Source organism: Nonomuraea sp. NPDC050022 (assembly GCF_044460705.1).
GTDB lineage: Bacteria > Actinomycetota > Actinomycetes > Streptosporangiales > Streptosporangiaceae > Nonomuraea.
This window is the reverse complement of sequence record NZ_JBITKE010000004.1, coordinates 739034-754341: the sequence shown is the minus strand read 5'-3', so window position 1 is coordinate 754341 and position 15308 is coordinate 739034. Positions and strand designations below refer to the sequence as shown.

Genomic DNA, 15308 nt, shown 5'->3' with positions numbered 1-15308 from the left:
GCGAGGCATGCCGTGTTCGGCGAGAGCACAGACGACCGGTGGGAGCCCCTGGTAGGCAAGCTCCCCAGCGGGCAGTTCGAGATCGGCAAGGACGGCACCGGGCTGCTGGTGGTCGGCTTCGACGGATCGGGCCCGAGCCGCAACGCGCTCGCGTACGCGGCCGGGCTCGCCCGGCGGGACAACGCCGCGCTGCTCATCGCGTTCGTGGAGACCCTCACCAGCGCCACGCTGTGGTTCTTCGCGGGCGCGCCGATCATCCCCGACTCGGCCGGAGACCTGACCGAGGATCTGCGGACGGAGCTGAGCGGGGTCGGGGTTCCGTGGCGGTTCGTCTCGGTACGCGGTGACACCGCGCGGGAGCTGGAGACGCTCGCCGCCTCCTGCATGGCCGACGCCATCGTGGTGGGCCGGTCCCGATCCACGTGGCACACCTTCGGCGGCTCGGTGGCCGTGGGGCTGGCCAAGCGGGCTCGGCGTACCGTGCTGATCGTGCCCTGACCTCGTACGACGTCGCTTGTTAGGGCGTCGCGTAAGGTGGCCGCATGAAACGTACTGCCGCTGCCTTTGTGGTGTTCGCGTCAGTTTCGTGCGGTGGGCAGGCGCCGGTCGCCTCACAAGAGGGACCCCAGCAGCCGCCGGCCGACGCTCAGGCCGCCGGGGCTCAGACCCAGCCGCCCGTGCCCGCGACGCCCACCCCGACGGCGAAGACCGCCTCGCCCAAGCCCGCGGAGCCGCCCAGGTTCAGCGCCAAGGTCGCCAAGGTCTCCCGCGCCCGGCTCCCCTACTCGTGGAAACCCGGCTGCCCGGTCTCCTACCAGGACCTGCGCCTGATCACGATGACCTACTGGGGCTTCGACGACAAGGCGCACACCGGCGAGCTGGTCGTGCGCAAGACGGTCACCGGCGACGTCGTCAAGGTCTTCGGGAAGCTGTACGCCATGCGCTACCCGATCAAGCAGATGCGACTCGTCGACGTCTACAAGGGCGACGACTACGACTCCATCGACGCCGACAACACCTCGGCCTTCAACTGCCGCGCGGCCACCGGGTCCAGCAACTGGTCCAACCACGCCTTCGGCGAGGCGATCGACATCAACCCGCGCGAGAACCCGTACGTCACCGCGAGCGGCAGCACCGCCCACCCGAACGCCAAGAAGTTCGCCAAGCGCCCCGCGAAGGGCGAAGGTGTGATCAACTCGGGCGACCGGGTTGTCAAGGCTTTCGCCTCGGTGGGCTGGGGCTGGGGCGGCGAGTGGTCGGGCACCAGGGACTACCAGCACTTCAGCCGTAACGGCAGATGAGGGCATCGGCCTGACAGAATCAAGTCATGGCGGCTAAGGACGGCGACGGTTGGACCCAGTGCGCCCGCGGGCACCGGCACTGGGGGCTGCACGGGGCCTCGGGGCTCCTGGCCGTACACCATGACGAGCACGGCGTCCCGTACGTGCTCATGCAGGAGCGGGTCTGGTGGAGCCACCACGGCGGCACCTGGGGACTGCCGGGAGGCGCGCGGGACAGCCACGAGGACGCCGTGACGAGCGCGCTGCGCGAGGCGCACGAAGAGGCGTCCATACCCGGCGACGAGCTGCGCGTGCAGGGTGTCTACCTCGACGATCACGGCGGGTGGACGTTCGAGACCGTGATCGCCGAGTCGGCCGCGCTGCTGGCCGCGGCGCCCGCCAACAACGAGAGCACCGAGCTGCGCTGGGTACCGCTGCCCGAGATCAAGGCCAGGAAGCTGCACCCCGGCTTCGCCGAGACGTGGGACAAGATCCAGCCGGAGCTCACCCCCGAGACGCTGGTGCTCGACGTCGCGAACATCGTCGGCGCCCGAGCCGAGCACGGCTGGTGGAAGGACCGGCTCGGCGCGGCCACGCGACTGCTGGCCGAGGTGGCGACGCTGCGGCTGCGGCATCCGGTGCTCGCGCAGTGGTACCCACGGATCGTGGCGGTCGTGGAGGGCGCCGCGAAGACGGCGCCGGACGTGCCCGGCATCGAGGTGGTGGCGGCGACGGACAGCGGAGACGACGCGATCGTGGACGTCGTACGGCGGGCGCGGCCGTGGGAGAGGGTGGTCGTGGTGACGGCGGACAGGGGGCTCAAGGAGCGCGTCAGCGGGCTGGGAGCCAGGACGGTGGGGCCCAAATGGCTGCTGTCACAGCTGGACGACTAGGACGCCGCCGATGGGTGGACGCTGTCGAAGGCGGCTTTCAGACCGGTCACATCGAGCACCCGGCGCAGCACCCCCTGCACGCCCGTGAGCCCGAGCGAGCCCCCGCACTCGCCGACCTTGCGCTGGTGCTCGACCAGCACCCACAAGCCGCTGGAATCGCAGAACGCCAGCGCGCTCGTGTCGATGACGATCGAGACATGACCGGCCGCGATCAGCTCGGTGAGGACCTTCCTGAGCCGGGGGGCGGTGAGCTTGTCGAGATCACCGTCGAGGCGCACGCGCGCGCTGCCCTCGGCCCGGTCCACCTCAACGCTGAGATCCGCCACCTCCCGAACGTACACCGGTGTCACCGCAGCCGCTATGGTGGTGTGCGCACTGGAGGGTTCGCATAGTGGACGAGTGCAGCCGCCTTGAAAGCGGCCAGGTCAGCGATGGCCTCGTGGGTTCGAATCCCACACCCTCCGCCACGTTTCAGGACTTCTGCCCTTTGCGGGCAGCACCGAGTACGGCTGTGGCAGCCCAGACGTACAGGTGCACCAGGCAGGACCGTTCGCATGAGGTCTTGTTCAGCTCGGCACACGCAGCGCGGAGCCCGGATTGTCCAGCCAGAACCGCTGCCCCTCCGCCGTGACCGTCAGCCCGAACCGGTCGCGGCGCGGCTCTCCCCAGTCCACCCATCGGAAGTAGGCGGCGACCACCTCGTCCCACACTGGCCGGGTGCCGATATGGAAGACGGGAAACGTCTTAGGCCCCTGCTCTCACAGCGTCATCGCCCGTTCATCACCGCGCTCCGGGTTGACCACCCATACCCGGTGGGTCCCGCCCTCTTCCTCGGTCTCCAGGTGCAGCCCGGTGAGAGCGGCTATGGCGAGCGTGGCGCCAGGCGGGGCGTCGGCGATGACGCGGGGGTCAACCCTGGTGACGGAGCTGACGAGTCAGTCGCCGCCGCAGCCGACTGGCGTATCACCACGCTGACCGACCTGGTGGGCATCACCGCCGAATAGGTCATGGGAACGCTACAGTCCGAGACGAACACCCGGCTTCTGAAGTGCCACAACGGCCGGAGGTCTAACACGCTTCGCGACCTTTGGGGGAACACGGCGTTCAGAGCTCGCCTACCCGCCCAGCGACTCGAAAAAGTGATCGTCGAGGTCAGCGACGAAATCCTCGCGCCGCCATCGGCCCAGCTCGCGCCGCGCATGGCGCAGGCGGATCGCGGCGACTCGACCTCCCGTTTCGGAGGCGGCATCGATGCACTCATGCAGCAATGCGGCGGCCGAACGCGGATCGTCGAGGCGGATGCGGGCGAGGGCCTGATCGGTCGACACGATGGCCCGCTGCACCCGCTCGCGCGGGGCGACGAGCGACTCGGCCGAGCGAGCGAAGTAGTCGTGCGCCTCGGACGGGTCTCCGATGAACAGCGACGTGACGCCCTCGAACCCGCGTAGGTGGGCAGGCGAGAACGAGCTCGTCGACGGGTCTCCATGGCGGTCGCTGTCGATGTCATACCACGCGAGCGCTAGCGCTGTCTGCGCGTATTTCTGCTTGCCGGCTCGGGCTGCGATCTCTGCCTGGAGGGCGTGCGCGCGAGCTCGGACCGTCACACTCTCGCCGGCTCGGGCATGACGAACTGCCGCGTCGACGAGTGCCTTCACTAGCTCAAGGTCGGGCATCGAGTACAGCGTGACGAGCGCGTGACTCATGTGGACGATTGCGCGGCGCCACGGTGCGCCGAGACCACTGGCCGCGTCGGTCGCCGCGGCATACAACGCCCTTGAGGCCTCGTCGTCTCGGGTCTCAAAGGCGAACCGACCTGCGACTGCCAGGGTGGCGAGTTCCTGATCCTCCGGTACAACGCCACCGGCTACGAGGAGACGGGCCGCGGCCGGTACGCCAAAGCGCGCCAGGTGTGGGAGCGCCTCGTGCAGGCGCACAACGTACGCGTCACAAGACATGGGCGGACCCGACTCGACTGAGCCTCTGCCTTGTCCGCATCCGGACATGCGTGGTGGTCAACCGAGCGCATGCTCAAGGCGTCAAACACTGTTCCCGTCGTCTACCTGGAGTCGTGCCATGGGCTACCCCCCGCAGCCGCAAGGCCCGTACGGCGGTCAGCCGTATCAGGCTCAGCCACACAGCCAGCCTCAGTACGGGCCAGCGTCCGGCCCTCAGTACGGGCCGGTACAGACCAGAATCGTGAAGGAGCGCGGCTTCAACCCGGTCACGTTCGGCGTCCACCTGTGCCTGTGGATCTTCGTGCACTCCTGGTTGACGTTCTTCACGATCGGTTTCTGGCTGCTGGTCGCGATCCCCGTCACGTTCATCGGGTGGCGGGTGAAGCGCACTGTCCCGGTGCAGCATTATCAGCAGCAGGGCCCTTACCCGCCGCAGTATTAAGTCCCCTCGACGCCCATCGGGCCTTGAAGCGAGAGCCGACATGCGGTGGGCGATCTGGGCGGCTCTGGGACTTGCGTACTCCGATCCGCTGACCGCCGCGCCTCGACCGCTCACAGCGCTAGCCAATACGACAACGGCACCTTCCCGGGAGAAGGTGCCGTTTCTGCGGTGTCGGGAGTGCTGAAAGTAGCGATGCGCGGCAAGATCCCCCGCGTTTACTCCCCCTGTGCGGCGAATCCGTCGCCGACGGAGGCGGCCAGCTGTAGGTAGGCCTCCCTGGTCGGTTCCTGGAGGCGTTCGAGGTCGATCTCGGCGCCTTCCTCCAGATGTGGGTCGTACGGCACGCGGATCACCGCGCGGCACCGCGCGGCGAAGTGGGCCTCCAGCTTGGAGATGTCGACCGCCGACTTCGAGCGCGGCCGGACGCTGCAGAGCACCACGGTCGCTTCCCTGACCAGGTTGCCGTAGTGGTGCGCCTCCAGCCAGTCGAGCGTCGCCGACGCGGCCCTGGCACCATCCACGGACGGCGAGCTGACCAGCACGATCTGGTCGGCGAGGCCGAGCACGCCGCCCATGGCCGAGTGGAGCAGGCCGGTGCCGCAGTCGGTGATGCAGATCGAGTAAAAGTTCTCCAGCACCTGTGAGACGGCCTGGTAATCGGCGCCGCTGAACGCCTCGGACACCGACGGGTCACGGTCCGACGCGAGCACCTCCAGCCGCGAAGGCGCCTGCGAGGTGAACGCCCTGATGTCCACGTACCTCTTGACCTGGTCGCTCTCGTTGAGCAGGTCACGTACGGTCGCCGAGGTCTCCAACGTGAGCTTGTCGGACAGCGTCCCGCGGTCGGGGTTCGCGTCGACCGCGATCACCCGGTCGCCGCGCATCGCGGCGAGGGTGGCGCCCAGGCCGACCGTGGTCGTGGTCTTGCCCACACCGCCCTTGAGGCTCAGTACGGCCACGCGGTGGTGACCGGTGGCGACCGGGGTGCGGGCCCTGGTCAGCAGCTCACGGCGGCGGCGGACCTCTGGCGGCTCGCCCGGCTTGATCCAGCCGCCCGACGCCTTGTAGATCAGCCGGCGCCAGCCCTTGGAGGGGGCGTTGCGGCGACCGCGCAGCAGCGACTCGGGGTCGAGGCTGTCGGCCGTGGGCCTGCCGGTGATCGGGGGGCGGGGCGGGGCGTTGAAGACCGGAACGGGGGCGGGGCGGCGGCGCGGAGCGGGAGGCTCTGGCTCTTCGAAGGCGCGCGGCTGCGGCTCTTCGAAGGGGCGCGGCTGCTCGTAGGCGCGGTCCTGGTCGTAGGAGCGGTCCTGGTCGTAGGAGCGGTCCTGGTCGTAGGAGCGGTCCTGGTCGTAGGAGCGTGGCTGGTCCCATGAGCGGTCCTGCTCGTGGGAACGGTCCTGCTGGAAGGAACGCTCAGGCTCATGGGAGCGGTCCTGCTCGTAGGCGCGGTCCCGCTCGTACGGCTTCGGCTCGTCGAACAGCCTGGACGGTGGCTTCGGCTTGTCGAAGGCGCGGGCGGGCGGCGGCTCGTCGAGGGTCCGCGACTCCTCGAAAGCGCGGGGCTCATCGAAAGCGCGCGGCGGCGACGGCTGGTCGAGGGCCGACGGCTTGTCGAAGGCGGACGGCTGGTCGACGGCCGGGGGCTTCTCGGCGGCCGGTGGCTTGTCGAAGCTCAGCGGCAGATCGAAGCTCAGCGGCTTGTCCAAGCCTGGCTTGTTGAAGAGCGGCTTTTCGGCCGCGGGCTTGTCGAAGGCGGGCGGGTCGAACGCGGGCGGCGTGTCGAAGCTCATCGCCTTGTCGAAGCTCAGCGGCTTGTCGAAGGTCAGCGGGACCTCCAGCCGTGGCTCCGTGGCGTCCTCCGCGGGCGGCGGCTCGACGGTGCCCGAAGAGGGCTCCTCGACCTTGTCGGTCTTATCGGCCGGGCGCGGCTCGTCGAAGGTCTCCGTCGGGCGCGACCAGTCCGGCGGCACGGGCCAGGCGGACTTCGTCTCCTCCTCCGCCTCCTCGACCACCGGCTTCTTCGCCGGCTCCGGGAACGACAGCAGCGAGTAGGAGTCGGTGTCGTCGGGCCGGGGCAGCGGCTTGAGCGGCGCCAGGAACCCGTCGTCGGCCTTGCCCAGGCTCACCGGTGGCGAGACGGGCTGGACGTCGTCCTTCGGGCCGATGTCCTTTTTGCCAAGGTCCCTCGTGCCGGACGGCGAGCTCCCCCCGTCGGCGAGGTCCTCCGCGGGCGGCGTGCCGTACACGGAGTCGACCGCGGCCCTGAACAGCGGCGTCGGCGTCTCGTGTTGAGTCGGCACCGAGAGCCAAGGGTCCTGGGGGTACGGCGAAGCGACGGAGTCCTCCGAGGCAGAGGCGCTGACCGAGATCGGAGCCTCTTCCGTCTCCTTGATCGCGTCCAGCCAGGCCAGCTGTTCCTCGAGAGATTCCTCTCGATCGTGTCTTGCCACCGTGTTTCTCCCCCTGGTGGGTGTAAAGGGGCAGCAAATACATTGCAGGTTAACGCCATGACTCGCGGCAGTGGTCGCCAACCTATAACTTCCTTGCCCGGCTACGGTGATTGCATGCGAGCCATCGAGATCACCAGGCCCGGACCACCAGAGGTTCTGGAGTGGCGCGAGGTGCCGGATCCACGTCCTGACGAGGGCGAAGTCCTCATCGACGTGGTGGCCGCCGGGGTCAACCGGGCCGACCTCCTTCAACGCCAAGGATTTTACGATCCGCCGCCCGGCGCGCCTCCGTACCCGGGGCTGGAGGTCTCCGGCGTGGTGGCCGAGATCGGCGAGGACGTGGAACATGTCACACCGGGCGACGAGGTGTGCGCACTACTGGCCGGCGGTGGCTACGCCGAGCGGGTGGCCGTCCCGTGGCAGCAGGTGATGCCCGCGCCCGAGGGCGTACGGCTGGTCGAGGTGGCCGGGCTGCCCGAGGTGGCGTGCACGGTCTGGTCCAACGTGTTCATGACCGCTCGGCTGCGGCGCAGCGAGACGCTGCTGGTGCACGGCGGGGCGAGCGGGATCGGGACGTTCGCGATCCAGCTGGCCAAGGCGTTCGGGTCGCGGGTGGCCGCGACGGCCGGGTCGGCGGCGAAGCTGGAGCGCCTCAAGGAGCTGGGCGCCGACGAGACGGTCGACTACCACGAGGAGGACTTCGCCGAGCGGGTGGCGGCCGATGTGATCCTCGACATCATCGGCGCCAAATACCTGTCCAGAAATATCCGGGCACTCCGTACGGGCGGCCGGTTGGTGATCATCGGGCTGCAGGGCGGCGCCAAGGCCGAGATCGATCTGGGCGCCCTGATGGCCAAGCGGGCGACCATCCACGGGTCCACGCTGCGCGCCCGCCCGGCCGACGAGAAGGGCGTCGTCGTACGCGGCGTCGTCGACAACGTATGGCCGCTGATCAGCGCGGGAGCGGTACGCCCTGTGGTGTACGCGGAGGTGCCCATGGCGGAGGCGGCGGAGGCGCACCGAATGATGGAATCGGGAGAGCACATCGGCAAAATCCTGCTAGTACGGTGAGTGTTATGAATGCTGAGGACAACAACACCCCCCACATCGTGGTGGTGGGCCCGGACTTCCAGGGTCAGGGTGATAACGGCGAGGATGAGCGCTCGGTGACGAACCTCGTCGAGCAGCCCGCCAAGGTGATGCGCATCGGCAGCATGATCCGCCAGCTTCTCGAAGAGGTCCGGGCGGCTCCTCTCGACGAGGCCAGCCGTAAGCGGTTGAAGGAGATCCACGAGTCGTCCATCAAGGAGCTCGAGGACGGCCTGGCCCCCGAGCTGGTCGACGAGCTCGAACGGCTGTCGCTGCCTTTCACCGACGAGAACGGCACGCCGCCCAGCGAGGCCGAGCTGCGCATCGCGCACGCCCAGCTCGTGGGCTGGCTCGAAGGCTTGTTCCACGGCATCCAGACGACGCTGTTCGCGCAGCAGATGGCGGCGCGCGCCCAGTTGGAGCAGATGCGCAGGGCGCTGCCCGGCGTGCCCCACGGTGACGACTCGCAGCGACCGCACGGCGGCTCGGGCCCCTACCTGTAAGGCTCATCTGTAAAGCTCTTCGAGTACGAGCGCGACACCGTCGTCGTTGTTGGCCGCCGTCACATGGTCCACGGCGGCCAGTACGTCAGGGTGCGCGTTGGCGACCGCGTAGGACGTACCGGCCCAGCCCAGCATGGGCAGGTCGTTCGGCATGTCACCGAACGCCACCACCTGTGATGGTTTGATCGCGTGGCTTTCGGCGAGCGCGGCCAGGGCGGTGGCCTTTGTCACACCGTGGGCGCTCATCTCGATCAGCCCTCGGCCGCTGGAGTGCGTGGGGGTCACCAGGTGTCCCACGAGCTCGCACACGGCCTCGTGCAGCGGGTCGGGAGCCATGTCCGGGTGCAGGGCCAGCAGTTTGGCGCAGGGTCGTGCGGTCAGCGTCGCCGCGCCGACGCGCAGGCCGCCGATGGCCTTGCTGTCCCAACCACCGAGTGGGAAATCGGACTCATGCGCAAAACCACCTTCATACTCGACCGAAAATGCGAGTTCGGGCACGTTCGCTCTTAGCTGAGCGACGACTTGCTCCAGTACCTCGACCGTGATGAGGTGAGATTCCACTATCTGTTCGGTATGCAGATCGTAGATCAACGCACCGTTTGCACAGATTGCCAACCCTCGGTGACGCACCGCACCCGCCACGCTGCTCATCCATCTAGGCGGGCGACCCGTGACGAACACGAGGACGGCACCAGTTTCTTCGACTCTCGCGAACGCCGCTGCCGTACGGGGAGAGACGGTTCCGTCGGTCCGCAGAGCGGTTCCGTCGAGGTCGGTGGCCACAAGACGCGGCGTTGCAAGGCTTCGCATAACAGGTTCCAGTTTGCCCGGTCATGCCGCCGGCCAGAAATCTTCCTAGGGACGGGAACACCAACGCGCCAGAATGGTGTTAGATGTGATGGCGTTGTATTAGCTGATCCCGTTGTGAAAACCAGCATGACTTTGTCTGAGCCACCCCGGGTGCTTGCTGTACGACACACCGGGACTCGCGAGGTGCGGGTCCCATAGATTCACATCCTGAGGGAGAGCTTTTATGGCTCAGGGAACCGTCAAGTGGTTCAACGCCGAGAAGGGCTTCGGCTTCATCGCCCCGGACGGCGGTGCGCCGGACGTGTTCGTGCACTTCTCCGAGATCGTCGGCAACGGCTACCGCAGCCTTGAAGACGGCCAGCGGGTCGAGTTCGAGATCACGCAGGGACAGAAGGGGCCCCAGGCCTCGCAGGTCCGTGCCATCTGACCTGTAGCAGCGAGACAGACCGGGGTTCGCTTCCAGCGGGCCTCGGTCTTTCGCATTCCTGGGCCCTGCTGTGGTGACAGCCCGGTCACAGGTGTGACTCAACTCACACAGCGGTCGAACCACTGATGCTTCACCGCCATCGGCCCATATATGAGGTACGCGTGGCTATGTCACCCAGCGACCTTGGTCGCCGTGTTCGTGCTGCTACTCAACGACCATCTGTTAAAACGCCTCTGGCCGCCGCCGGCCTGGTGGCCTCTCCTCCCACATCGACCAGCAGGGCCCTCAGAGGGCCTGACAGCGCCGCTGGAGCGTCGGGCGGATCACTGGTGGCTTCTGGGGCTCTTGGAGCGTCTGGCTGGACTTCCGGAGCGTCTGAGGGGGTTCCCCGCACGGCTGAAGAGGCCCCCGGAGCGGTGGCGGGCGGCGGCGATCGTGCCGGTGGCCCTGTTCGCCATGGCGGCGGCCGCTGAGCCGCCTTCCGTGGTCGACTCCGTACAGGTGGACGGCGATCAGATCATCGTGCTGATCGCCGACCGCGATCAAGGCGCTGCCACCGGGATCTCCTCCGTGGACGGCGGGGTCACCTGGTCCGAGTACTACGGCAGGCAGGTACGGGTGCGGCCGCCGCAGACCGCCGCCTGCGTGCCCGGACAGGCGCAGCGGTGCTACCGGGTGCTTCCCGGACGGCCGGCGGTCGCCGAGTCCGACGACGGGGGCAAGACGTGGCGGCCCTCCTGGAGCCTGTCGGACGATCAGTACGACCGGTTGGCCAGGCGGTACTCCACGGGCGGGCCCAGATCCCTGGCATTGGCCGTACAGGCTCGGCCCGGAGGTCATGTCGTGGTCGTCGCCAACGGGCTCGACGGCGTGCTCGTACGGGACGTAGAAGGAACGTGGCGGCCGGTGGGATGGCCGGAGCCGCTCTCGTCCCCCGGGGACGAGACGGCGAACCTGGACCCCGAACAGCGCGTGGCGCTGGTCCTCGCCGCCCTGATGCTGCTCGGCGCCGTCGGGACGGGGATGCGGCGGCTCGGCGGCGTCTACGCCGGGTCCGCGTTGGTGGTGTGCGTGGGGCTGTACGCCATGCTCGGCGCGGACCGCGATCCGGCGGCCGGCGTGACGGTGCTCGGGGCCATGGTCTGCTTCCTCGTCGCCATCGCCGGGCAGGCCAGGGGTGTGGCGGTGGCCGTCGGGTTCGGCGCGGCGCCGCTGGTGTACGCGGCCGTGTACATGCCCTTTTACGGCTGGGCCCACGGGATGCCGGGCTCGTACGCCCTGGCGGTGGGGGCCGCTGCCGTCATGACGGCGGGAGTGGTGGCGGCGAGCGGCGCGCTCATCAGGCGCGACCTCCATCGCCGCACGGCCACCTACTGAGCGGCTCAAGCCGACTCAGGCCCCTTGAACTCAGGGGTGGACCGGCTCAGACGCGGACCGCCTGAGCCGGTACAGGCGTCTACTTGGGTGGCTCCAGGACGTCGAGGCCGACATACGGACGCAGTGCCTCGGGCACCACGACCGAGCCGTCCGCCTGCTGGTGGTTCTCCAGGATCGCGACCATCCAGCGGGTGGTCGCCAGCGTGCCGTTGAGCGTGGCCAGGTGCTGCGGCTTGCCGTCCTTGTCGCGGTAACGCACGCCCAGCCGACGGGCCTGGAACTCGGTGCAGTTGGACGTGGAGGTCAGCTCCCGGTAGCGCCCCTGAGTGGGGATCCACGCCTCGCAGTCGAACTTGCGCGCCGCCGACATCCCCAGGTCTCCGGCCGCCGTGTCGATGACGCGGTAAGGCACCTCGATCTTGGCGAGCATGTCCCGCTCCCAGGCGAGCAGCCGCTGGTGCTCCTCGCGCGCGTCCTCAGGACGTACGTAGGAGAACATCTCCACCTTGTCGAACTGGTGGACGCGGATGATCCCGCGGGTGTCCTTGCCATAGGAGCCGGCCTCCCGGCGGAAGCACGACGACCAGCCCGCGTAGCGGAGCGGCAGCTCGTCGCCGCCCAGGATCTCCTGGGCGTGGTAGCCCGCCAGCGCCACCTCCGAGGTGCCGACCAGGTAGAGGTCGTCCTCGGGGAGGCGGTAGATCTCCTTGTCGTGGGCCACGTGGAAGCCGGTGCCCTGCATGGTCTCCGGCTTGACCAGCACCGGAGTGATCATCGGGGTGAACCCGTTGGCGATCGCCTGCTGCATGGCCATGTTGAGCAGGCCGAGCTGCAGGCGCGCGCCGACGCCCTTGAGGAAGAAGAACCGCGAGCCGGACACCTTGGCGCCGCGCTCCATGTCGATGGCGCCGAGCAGCTCGCCCAGCTCCAGGTGGTCCTTCGGCTCGAAGTCGAACACGCGGGGCTCGCCATGGGTCTCGAGCACGACATAGTCGTCCTCGCCGCCGTGGGGCGCGTCCTCGTCGACGATGTTGGGCACCGACTGCACGAGCTCGTCGAGCTCGGCGCCCAGCGTCTCGGCCTCCGCCTCGGCGGCCTTGACCTGGCCGGCCAGCTCCTTGGCCCGCTGAAGCAGCGCGGCCTTGTCATCGCCCTGCGCCTTGGAGACCGACTTGCCCAGACTCTTCTGCTCGGCGCGCAGAGACTCGAACGAGGTCAGCGCGGCGCGGCGGCGCTCATCGAGGTCGAGCAGCGTGTCGACGATCGAGTCGTCCTCGCCGCGGGCACGCTGCGATGCCCGTAGCCGGTCGGGATGCTCACGAAGGGTACGCAGGTCAATCACGGATAAAGGCTACCGGCGCCCGGCTACCATCCGCCTCAGGATTAGACGCGTCCGGCGCGGATTCGCGCCAGCCACTCGCCCGCCTCGGCGAACTCCGGGTCGGCCGTGCCCTTCTTGATCTGCGGCGCGACGCCGTCGGCACGCGGGTAGCTGCCCAGGAAGCGCACGTCGCCGCAGATGCGGTGCAGGCCCGAGATCGCCTCGCCCACGCGCGCGTCGGCGACGTGTCCCTCGAAGTCGAAGTGGAAGAAGTAACGGCCGATGCCGCCGCCGGTGGGCCGCGACTCGATGCGGGTCAGGTTGACCCCGCGTACGGAGAACTCCGTCAGCATCTCCAGCAGCGCGCCCGGGTGGTCGTCGGCCAGGAACACCACAAGCGTGGTGCGGTCGTAACCGGTCGGCGCGGGCAGCTCTCCCCCACGGCTCACCCGTACGAACCTCGTCACGGTGTCGTTGCGGTCGCCGATGTCGTCGGCGAGCTCCACCAGCCCGTAGTGCTCGCCCGCGATGCGCGCGGCGATGGCCGCGTCGTACGGCGAGCCGGGCAGCGCGACCTCCTGAGCCGCGGCGGCCGTCGAAGGCGCCGCCACCACGACCGCGTCGGGCAACTCCCGGGCGCAGAACGCGCGGCACTGCGTGATGGCCGCGGGATGCGTGTAGACCCGCTTGATGTGCACGATCTCGGTGTCGGGCCGGGCCAGCAGCGAGAAGCGCACCGGCAGCAGCAGCTCCGCCGTGATCAGCAGCGGCTCGCCCCAGGCGAACTCGTCGAGCGTCGTGGTGATCGCGCCCTCGATCGAGTTCTCCAGCGGGACGACCGCGCCGTCGGCCTCCCCGTTACGGGCGGCGGCCAGGGCGGCGCTGACGTTGGCGCGGGGCAGACGCTCGGCTTCGGGCGCGAGGAGCCGCAGGGCCTCTTCGGTGAAGGTGCCTTCCGGTCCGAGATAGGCGAGTCTGGGCACGCTTACAGAGTATCCGCAGGTAGCGGGGTAGTGCGGACCTTTCCTCTCCTTAACGTCCTCTCCTTAACGTCCGCCGTTTACCATCGGCCCGCCTGCGCGTCGATCAGCGGCCCGTGACCCAGCCGGGCGGCTCGCACCGCCTGCTCCTCCTCCGGAGACAGCGGCTCCTCTCCCTTGCCGCTCACCACCGGGCGTACATAGGTGCGGGTCTCGGTTCGTCCGTTGATCGAGGTCAGTACGATGCCGTCACCCAGCCCGTTGATCATCGCGATCGAGAACGACAACCGCCCGGTCATCTCCTGCAGCGCGTCGTAACGGCACACGGCGACGTCCCGGATGGCCTTGAGATCGCCCTTGCCCTCGCTCGTCTGCGAGACCAGGGTCTCCCGGCATTCGTCGAGAGCGGCCCTGGCCTGCTTGAGCGCTCTGTAGCCAATGGCCACGCCGCTCACCCCGGCAACGAGCCCCACCATGACCCATACGGTAATCAGCACGTAACAGAGGGTAATCGCTTGTCACCCCACGTCGCGCCGTTTCGGCAACCAGGAGGCCAACAACCAGACCAGACCCAGCGCGCCCAGTCCGTAGCCGTCCTGCACGATCTTGTCGAGCACCGGCACCCCCGCCACCTTCAACGCCACGCCCCACCAAGGGATGGGCAGCACGTAGTACAGCCACACCCCCACGGCCACCCGCACCCTGACCGGATCGCGCCCGTCACCCACGATCGCCCCGAGCACCACGACCACCCAGGCGAGATGGTGGATCCAGGCGACCGGGGACAGCAGCACGGCCATGAGCCCGACCAGCGCGACGGCGGTGATCGGGTCCTTCGCCTGGTAGGCGGCCCGCGCCCCGCGGAAGCCGTACCAGCCCACGACCGCCACCAGGGCGATCCAGATCGCGGACGTCACCGCGTCGGGCAGGTACAGGCGGATCAGCATGCCGCGGATCGACTGGTTGGTGGTGGCGGCGTTCGCGCCGAGCCGGTTGGGGTCGAACAGCGCGGAGAACCAGAAATCGGCCGCGTCCTGCGGAATCACCACGAACGGCAGCAACGTGAGCAGCGCTGCGGCGAACGCCGCCATGAAGAACGTCCGCCACTGCCGCGTCACCAGCAGATAGATCAGGAAGACGCCCGGCGTGAGCTTCACCGCCGTGGCCAGCCCGATCAGGAACCCCCGAGGCCACCACGGCCTCCTGGCCACACAGTCGGCCAGGCACAACGCGACCAGCAGAATGTCCACCTGCCCGAACCGGACCTGGTCGCGGATCGGCATCAAGTACGTGCAGGCCACCATGAGGAAGGCGAAGAGCCACGGCGCGTACCGCGCCAACCCGTCCCGGTGTGCCGCCTGCCCCTCCTGGCGCGCCGCCAGCACCCCTCTGAAGGAGTACGCCACCACGACGGCCAGCGACACGAAGACCCCGGCGGTCCACACCCACTGGGCGGTCTCCCAGGGCATCTTGGCCAGCAGGACGGCCAGCATCGCCGCGACCGGCGGGTAGGTGAACGGGAGCAGCTGAGGCGCGGGCGTGGCGAACTCGTAGACGGCCCGGCCGTCGAGGATCATCTGCCCGCCGGTCCGGTACACGTCCAGATCGACCAGCCGCTGGTCGTCGGGATTGGTCAGCCACTGCTCTACCAGCGGTGCGACGGCCACCGCGATGACCAGGGCGGCAATCGCCCACGCCCACCACTGCCGCCGGATCGTCGTCGCCCTGCCACCTGTCACGGTGTGGCACGTTACCGTGGCTGTTGTTGATCGAGCGCTTCG

The 15308-nt window shown here is 68.7% G+C and carries 18 protein-coding genes and 1 tRNA gene; 10 read left to right on the top strand and 9 right to left on the bottom strand.

Annotated elements, in window-relative coordinates:
* The first annotated feature begins 12 nt into the window (after positions 1–12).
* The 3 genes from ACIBO2_RS20270 to ACIBO2_RS20260 are packed head-to-tail and all read left to right on the top strand — an operon-like array spanning position 13 to position 2173.
* Positions 13–498, top strand: coding sequence for a universal stress protein (locus ACIBO2_RS20270; RefSeq protein WP_358534673.1), 486 nt, complete (start codon positions 13–15; stop codon positions 496–498).
* Between the two features lie 44 nt (positions 499–542).
* Positions 543–1301, top strand: a complete 759-nt coding sequence (locus tag ACIBO2_RS20265) for a M15 family metallopeptidase (RefSeq protein WP_358534671.1) — start codon at positions 543–545, stop codon at positions 1299–1301.
* A 26-nt stretch (positions 1302–1327) separates the two neighbouring features.
* Complete coding sequence (locus ACIBO2_RS20260; protein WP_358534669.1) at positions 1328–2173, top strand: NUDIX domain-containing protein; 846 nt, start codon at positions 1328–1330, stop codon at positions 2171–2173.
* Here ACIBO2_RS20260 and ACIBO2_RS20255 read toward each other — a convergent pair.
* Positions 2170–2499: an STAS domain-containing protein gene (locus ACIBO2_RS20255; RefSeq protein ID WP_358534667.1), complete on the bottom strand. Its 330-nt coding sequence runs from the start codon at positions 2497–2499 to the stop codon at positions 2170–2172. The two genes, ACIBO2_RS20260 and ACIBO2_RS20255, sit on opposite strands and share 4 nt — an antisense overlap.
* Before the next feature lie 51 nt (positions 2500–2550).
* Between ACIBO2_RS20255 and ACIBO2_RS20250 the strand changes: the two genes are divergently transcribed.
* Positions 2551–2640: transfer RNA gene (locus tag ACIBO2_RS20250), tRNA-Ser, on the top strand.
* A 99-nt stretch (positions 2641–2739) separates the two neighbouring features.
* Here ACIBO2_RS20250 and ACIBO2_RS20245 read toward each other — a convergent pair.
* Entirely contained in the window at positions 2740–2883 is a 144-nt protein-coding gene (locus ACIBO2_RS20245; RefSeq protein ID WP_397298351.1) for a hypothetical protein, read from the bottom strand.
* A gap of 102 nt (positions 2884–2985) precedes the next feature.
* Here ACIBO2_RS20245 and ACIBO2_RS20240 point away from each other — a divergent pair, with 102 nt between their 5' ends.
* Complete coding sequence (locus ACIBO2_RS20240; protein ID WP_358534663.1) at positions 2986–3177, top strand: hypothetical protein; 192 nt, start codon at positions 2986–2988, stop codon at positions 3175–3177.
* Between the two features lie 111 nt (positions 3178–3288).
* On the opposite strand, the gene ACIBO2_RS20235 is transcribed toward ACIBO2_RS20240, so the two are convergent.
* Positions 3289–4107 carry a hypothetical protein gene (locus tag ACIBO2_RS20235; RefSeq protein ID WP_358534661.1) on the bottom strand — a complete coding sequence of 273 codons (819 nt, stop codon included), beginning with the start codon at positions 4105–4107 and terminating at the stop codon, positions 3289–3291.
* Between the two features lie 262 nt (positions 4108–4369).
* Here ACIBO2_RS20235 and ACIBO2_RS20230 point away from each other — a divergent pair, with 262 nt between their 5' ends.
* Entirely contained in the window at positions 4370–4570 is a 201-nt protein-coding gene (locus ACIBO2_RS20230) for a hypothetical protein (protein WP_358534659.1), read from the top strand.
* 215 nt (positions 4571–4785) lie between these two features.
* On the opposite strand, the gene ACIBO2_RS20225 is transcribed toward ACIBO2_RS20230, so the two are convergent.
* A complete protein-coding gene (locus tag ACIBO2_RS20225; RefSeq protein ID WP_397298348.1) occupies positions 4786–7020 on the bottom strand; it encodes an AAA family ATPase in 2235 nt (744 codons plus the stop codon).
* A gap of 114 nt (positions 7021–7134) precedes the next feature.
* Between ACIBO2_RS20225 and ACIBO2_RS20220 the strand changes: the two genes are divergently transcribed.
* Entirely contained in the window at positions 7135–8091 is a 957-nt protein-coding gene (locus ACIBO2_RS20220; protein ID WP_358534655.1) for an NAD(P)H-quinone oxidoreductase, read from the top strand.
* A gap of 5 nt (positions 8092–8096) precedes the next feature.
* Positions 8097–8612, top strand: a complete 516-nt coding sequence (locus ACIBO2_RS20215; protein ID WP_225301362.1) for a bacterial proteasome activator family protein — start codon at positions 8097–8099, stop codon at positions 8610–8612.
* 3 nt (positions 8613–8615) lie between these two features.
* On the opposite strand, the gene ACIBO2_RS20210 is transcribed toward ACIBO2_RS20215, so the two are convergent.
* Entirely contained in the window at positions 8616–9422 is an 807-nt protein-coding gene (locus tag ACIBO2_RS20210) for an HAD family hydrolase (protein ID WP_358534653.1), read from the bottom strand.
* A 223-nt stretch (positions 9423–9645) separates the two neighbouring features.
* Between ACIBO2_RS20210 and ACIBO2_RS20205 the strand changes: the two genes are divergently transcribed.
* Together ACIBO2_RS20205 and ACIBO2_RS20200 are read left to right on the top strand one after the other, a co-directional pair.
* Complete coding sequence (locus ACIBO2_RS20205; RefSeq protein ID WP_043619750.1) at positions 9646–9849, top strand: cold-shock protein; 204 nt, start codon at positions 9646–9648, stop codon at positions 9847–9849.
* Positions 9850–10194: 345 nt separating this feature from the next.
* Positions 10195–11226, top strand: a complete 1032-nt coding sequence (locus ACIBO2_RS20200; protein ID WP_358534651.1) for a hypothetical protein — start codon at positions 10195–10197, stop codon at positions 11224–11226.
* A gap of 79 nt (positions 11227–11305) precedes the next feature.
* Here the strand turns inward: ACIBO2_RS20200 and serS are convergent, their stop codons facing one another.
* The 4 genes from serS to ACIBO2_RS20180 all read right to left on the bottom strand — a co-directional run bounded on the left by serS (position 11306) and on the right by ACIBO2_RS20180 (position 15266).
* A complete protein-coding gene (gene serS / locus ACIBO2_RS20195) occupies positions 11306–12568 on the bottom strand; it encodes a serine--tRNA ligase (protein WP_358534649.1) in 1263 nt (420 codons plus the stop codon).
* A gap of 41 nt (positions 12569–12609) precedes the next feature.
* Positions 12610–13530: a prephenate dehydratase gene (pheA, locus tag ACIBO2_RS20190; RefSeq protein ID WP_358437242.1), complete on the bottom strand. Its 921-nt coding sequence runs from the start codon at positions 13528–13530 to the stop codon at positions 12610–12612.
* A 77-nt stretch (positions 13531–13607) separates the two neighbouring features.
* On the bottom strand, positions 13608–14024 hold the full coding sequence (locus ACIBO2_RS20185; protein ID WP_358534647.1) for a DUF4446 family protein: 417 nt from the start codon (positions 14022–14024) through the stop codon (positions 13608–13610).
* 21 nt (positions 14025–14045) lie between these two features.
* The gene (locus ACIBO2_RS20180) at positions 14046–15266 is read right to left on the bottom strand and encodes a glycosyltransferase 87 family protein (RefSeq protein WP_397298343.1); all 1221 of its coding nucleotides are present in this window, start codon (positions 15264–15266) and stop codon (positions 14046–14048) included.
* Between the last annotated feature and the right edge of the window lie 42 nt (positions 15267–15308).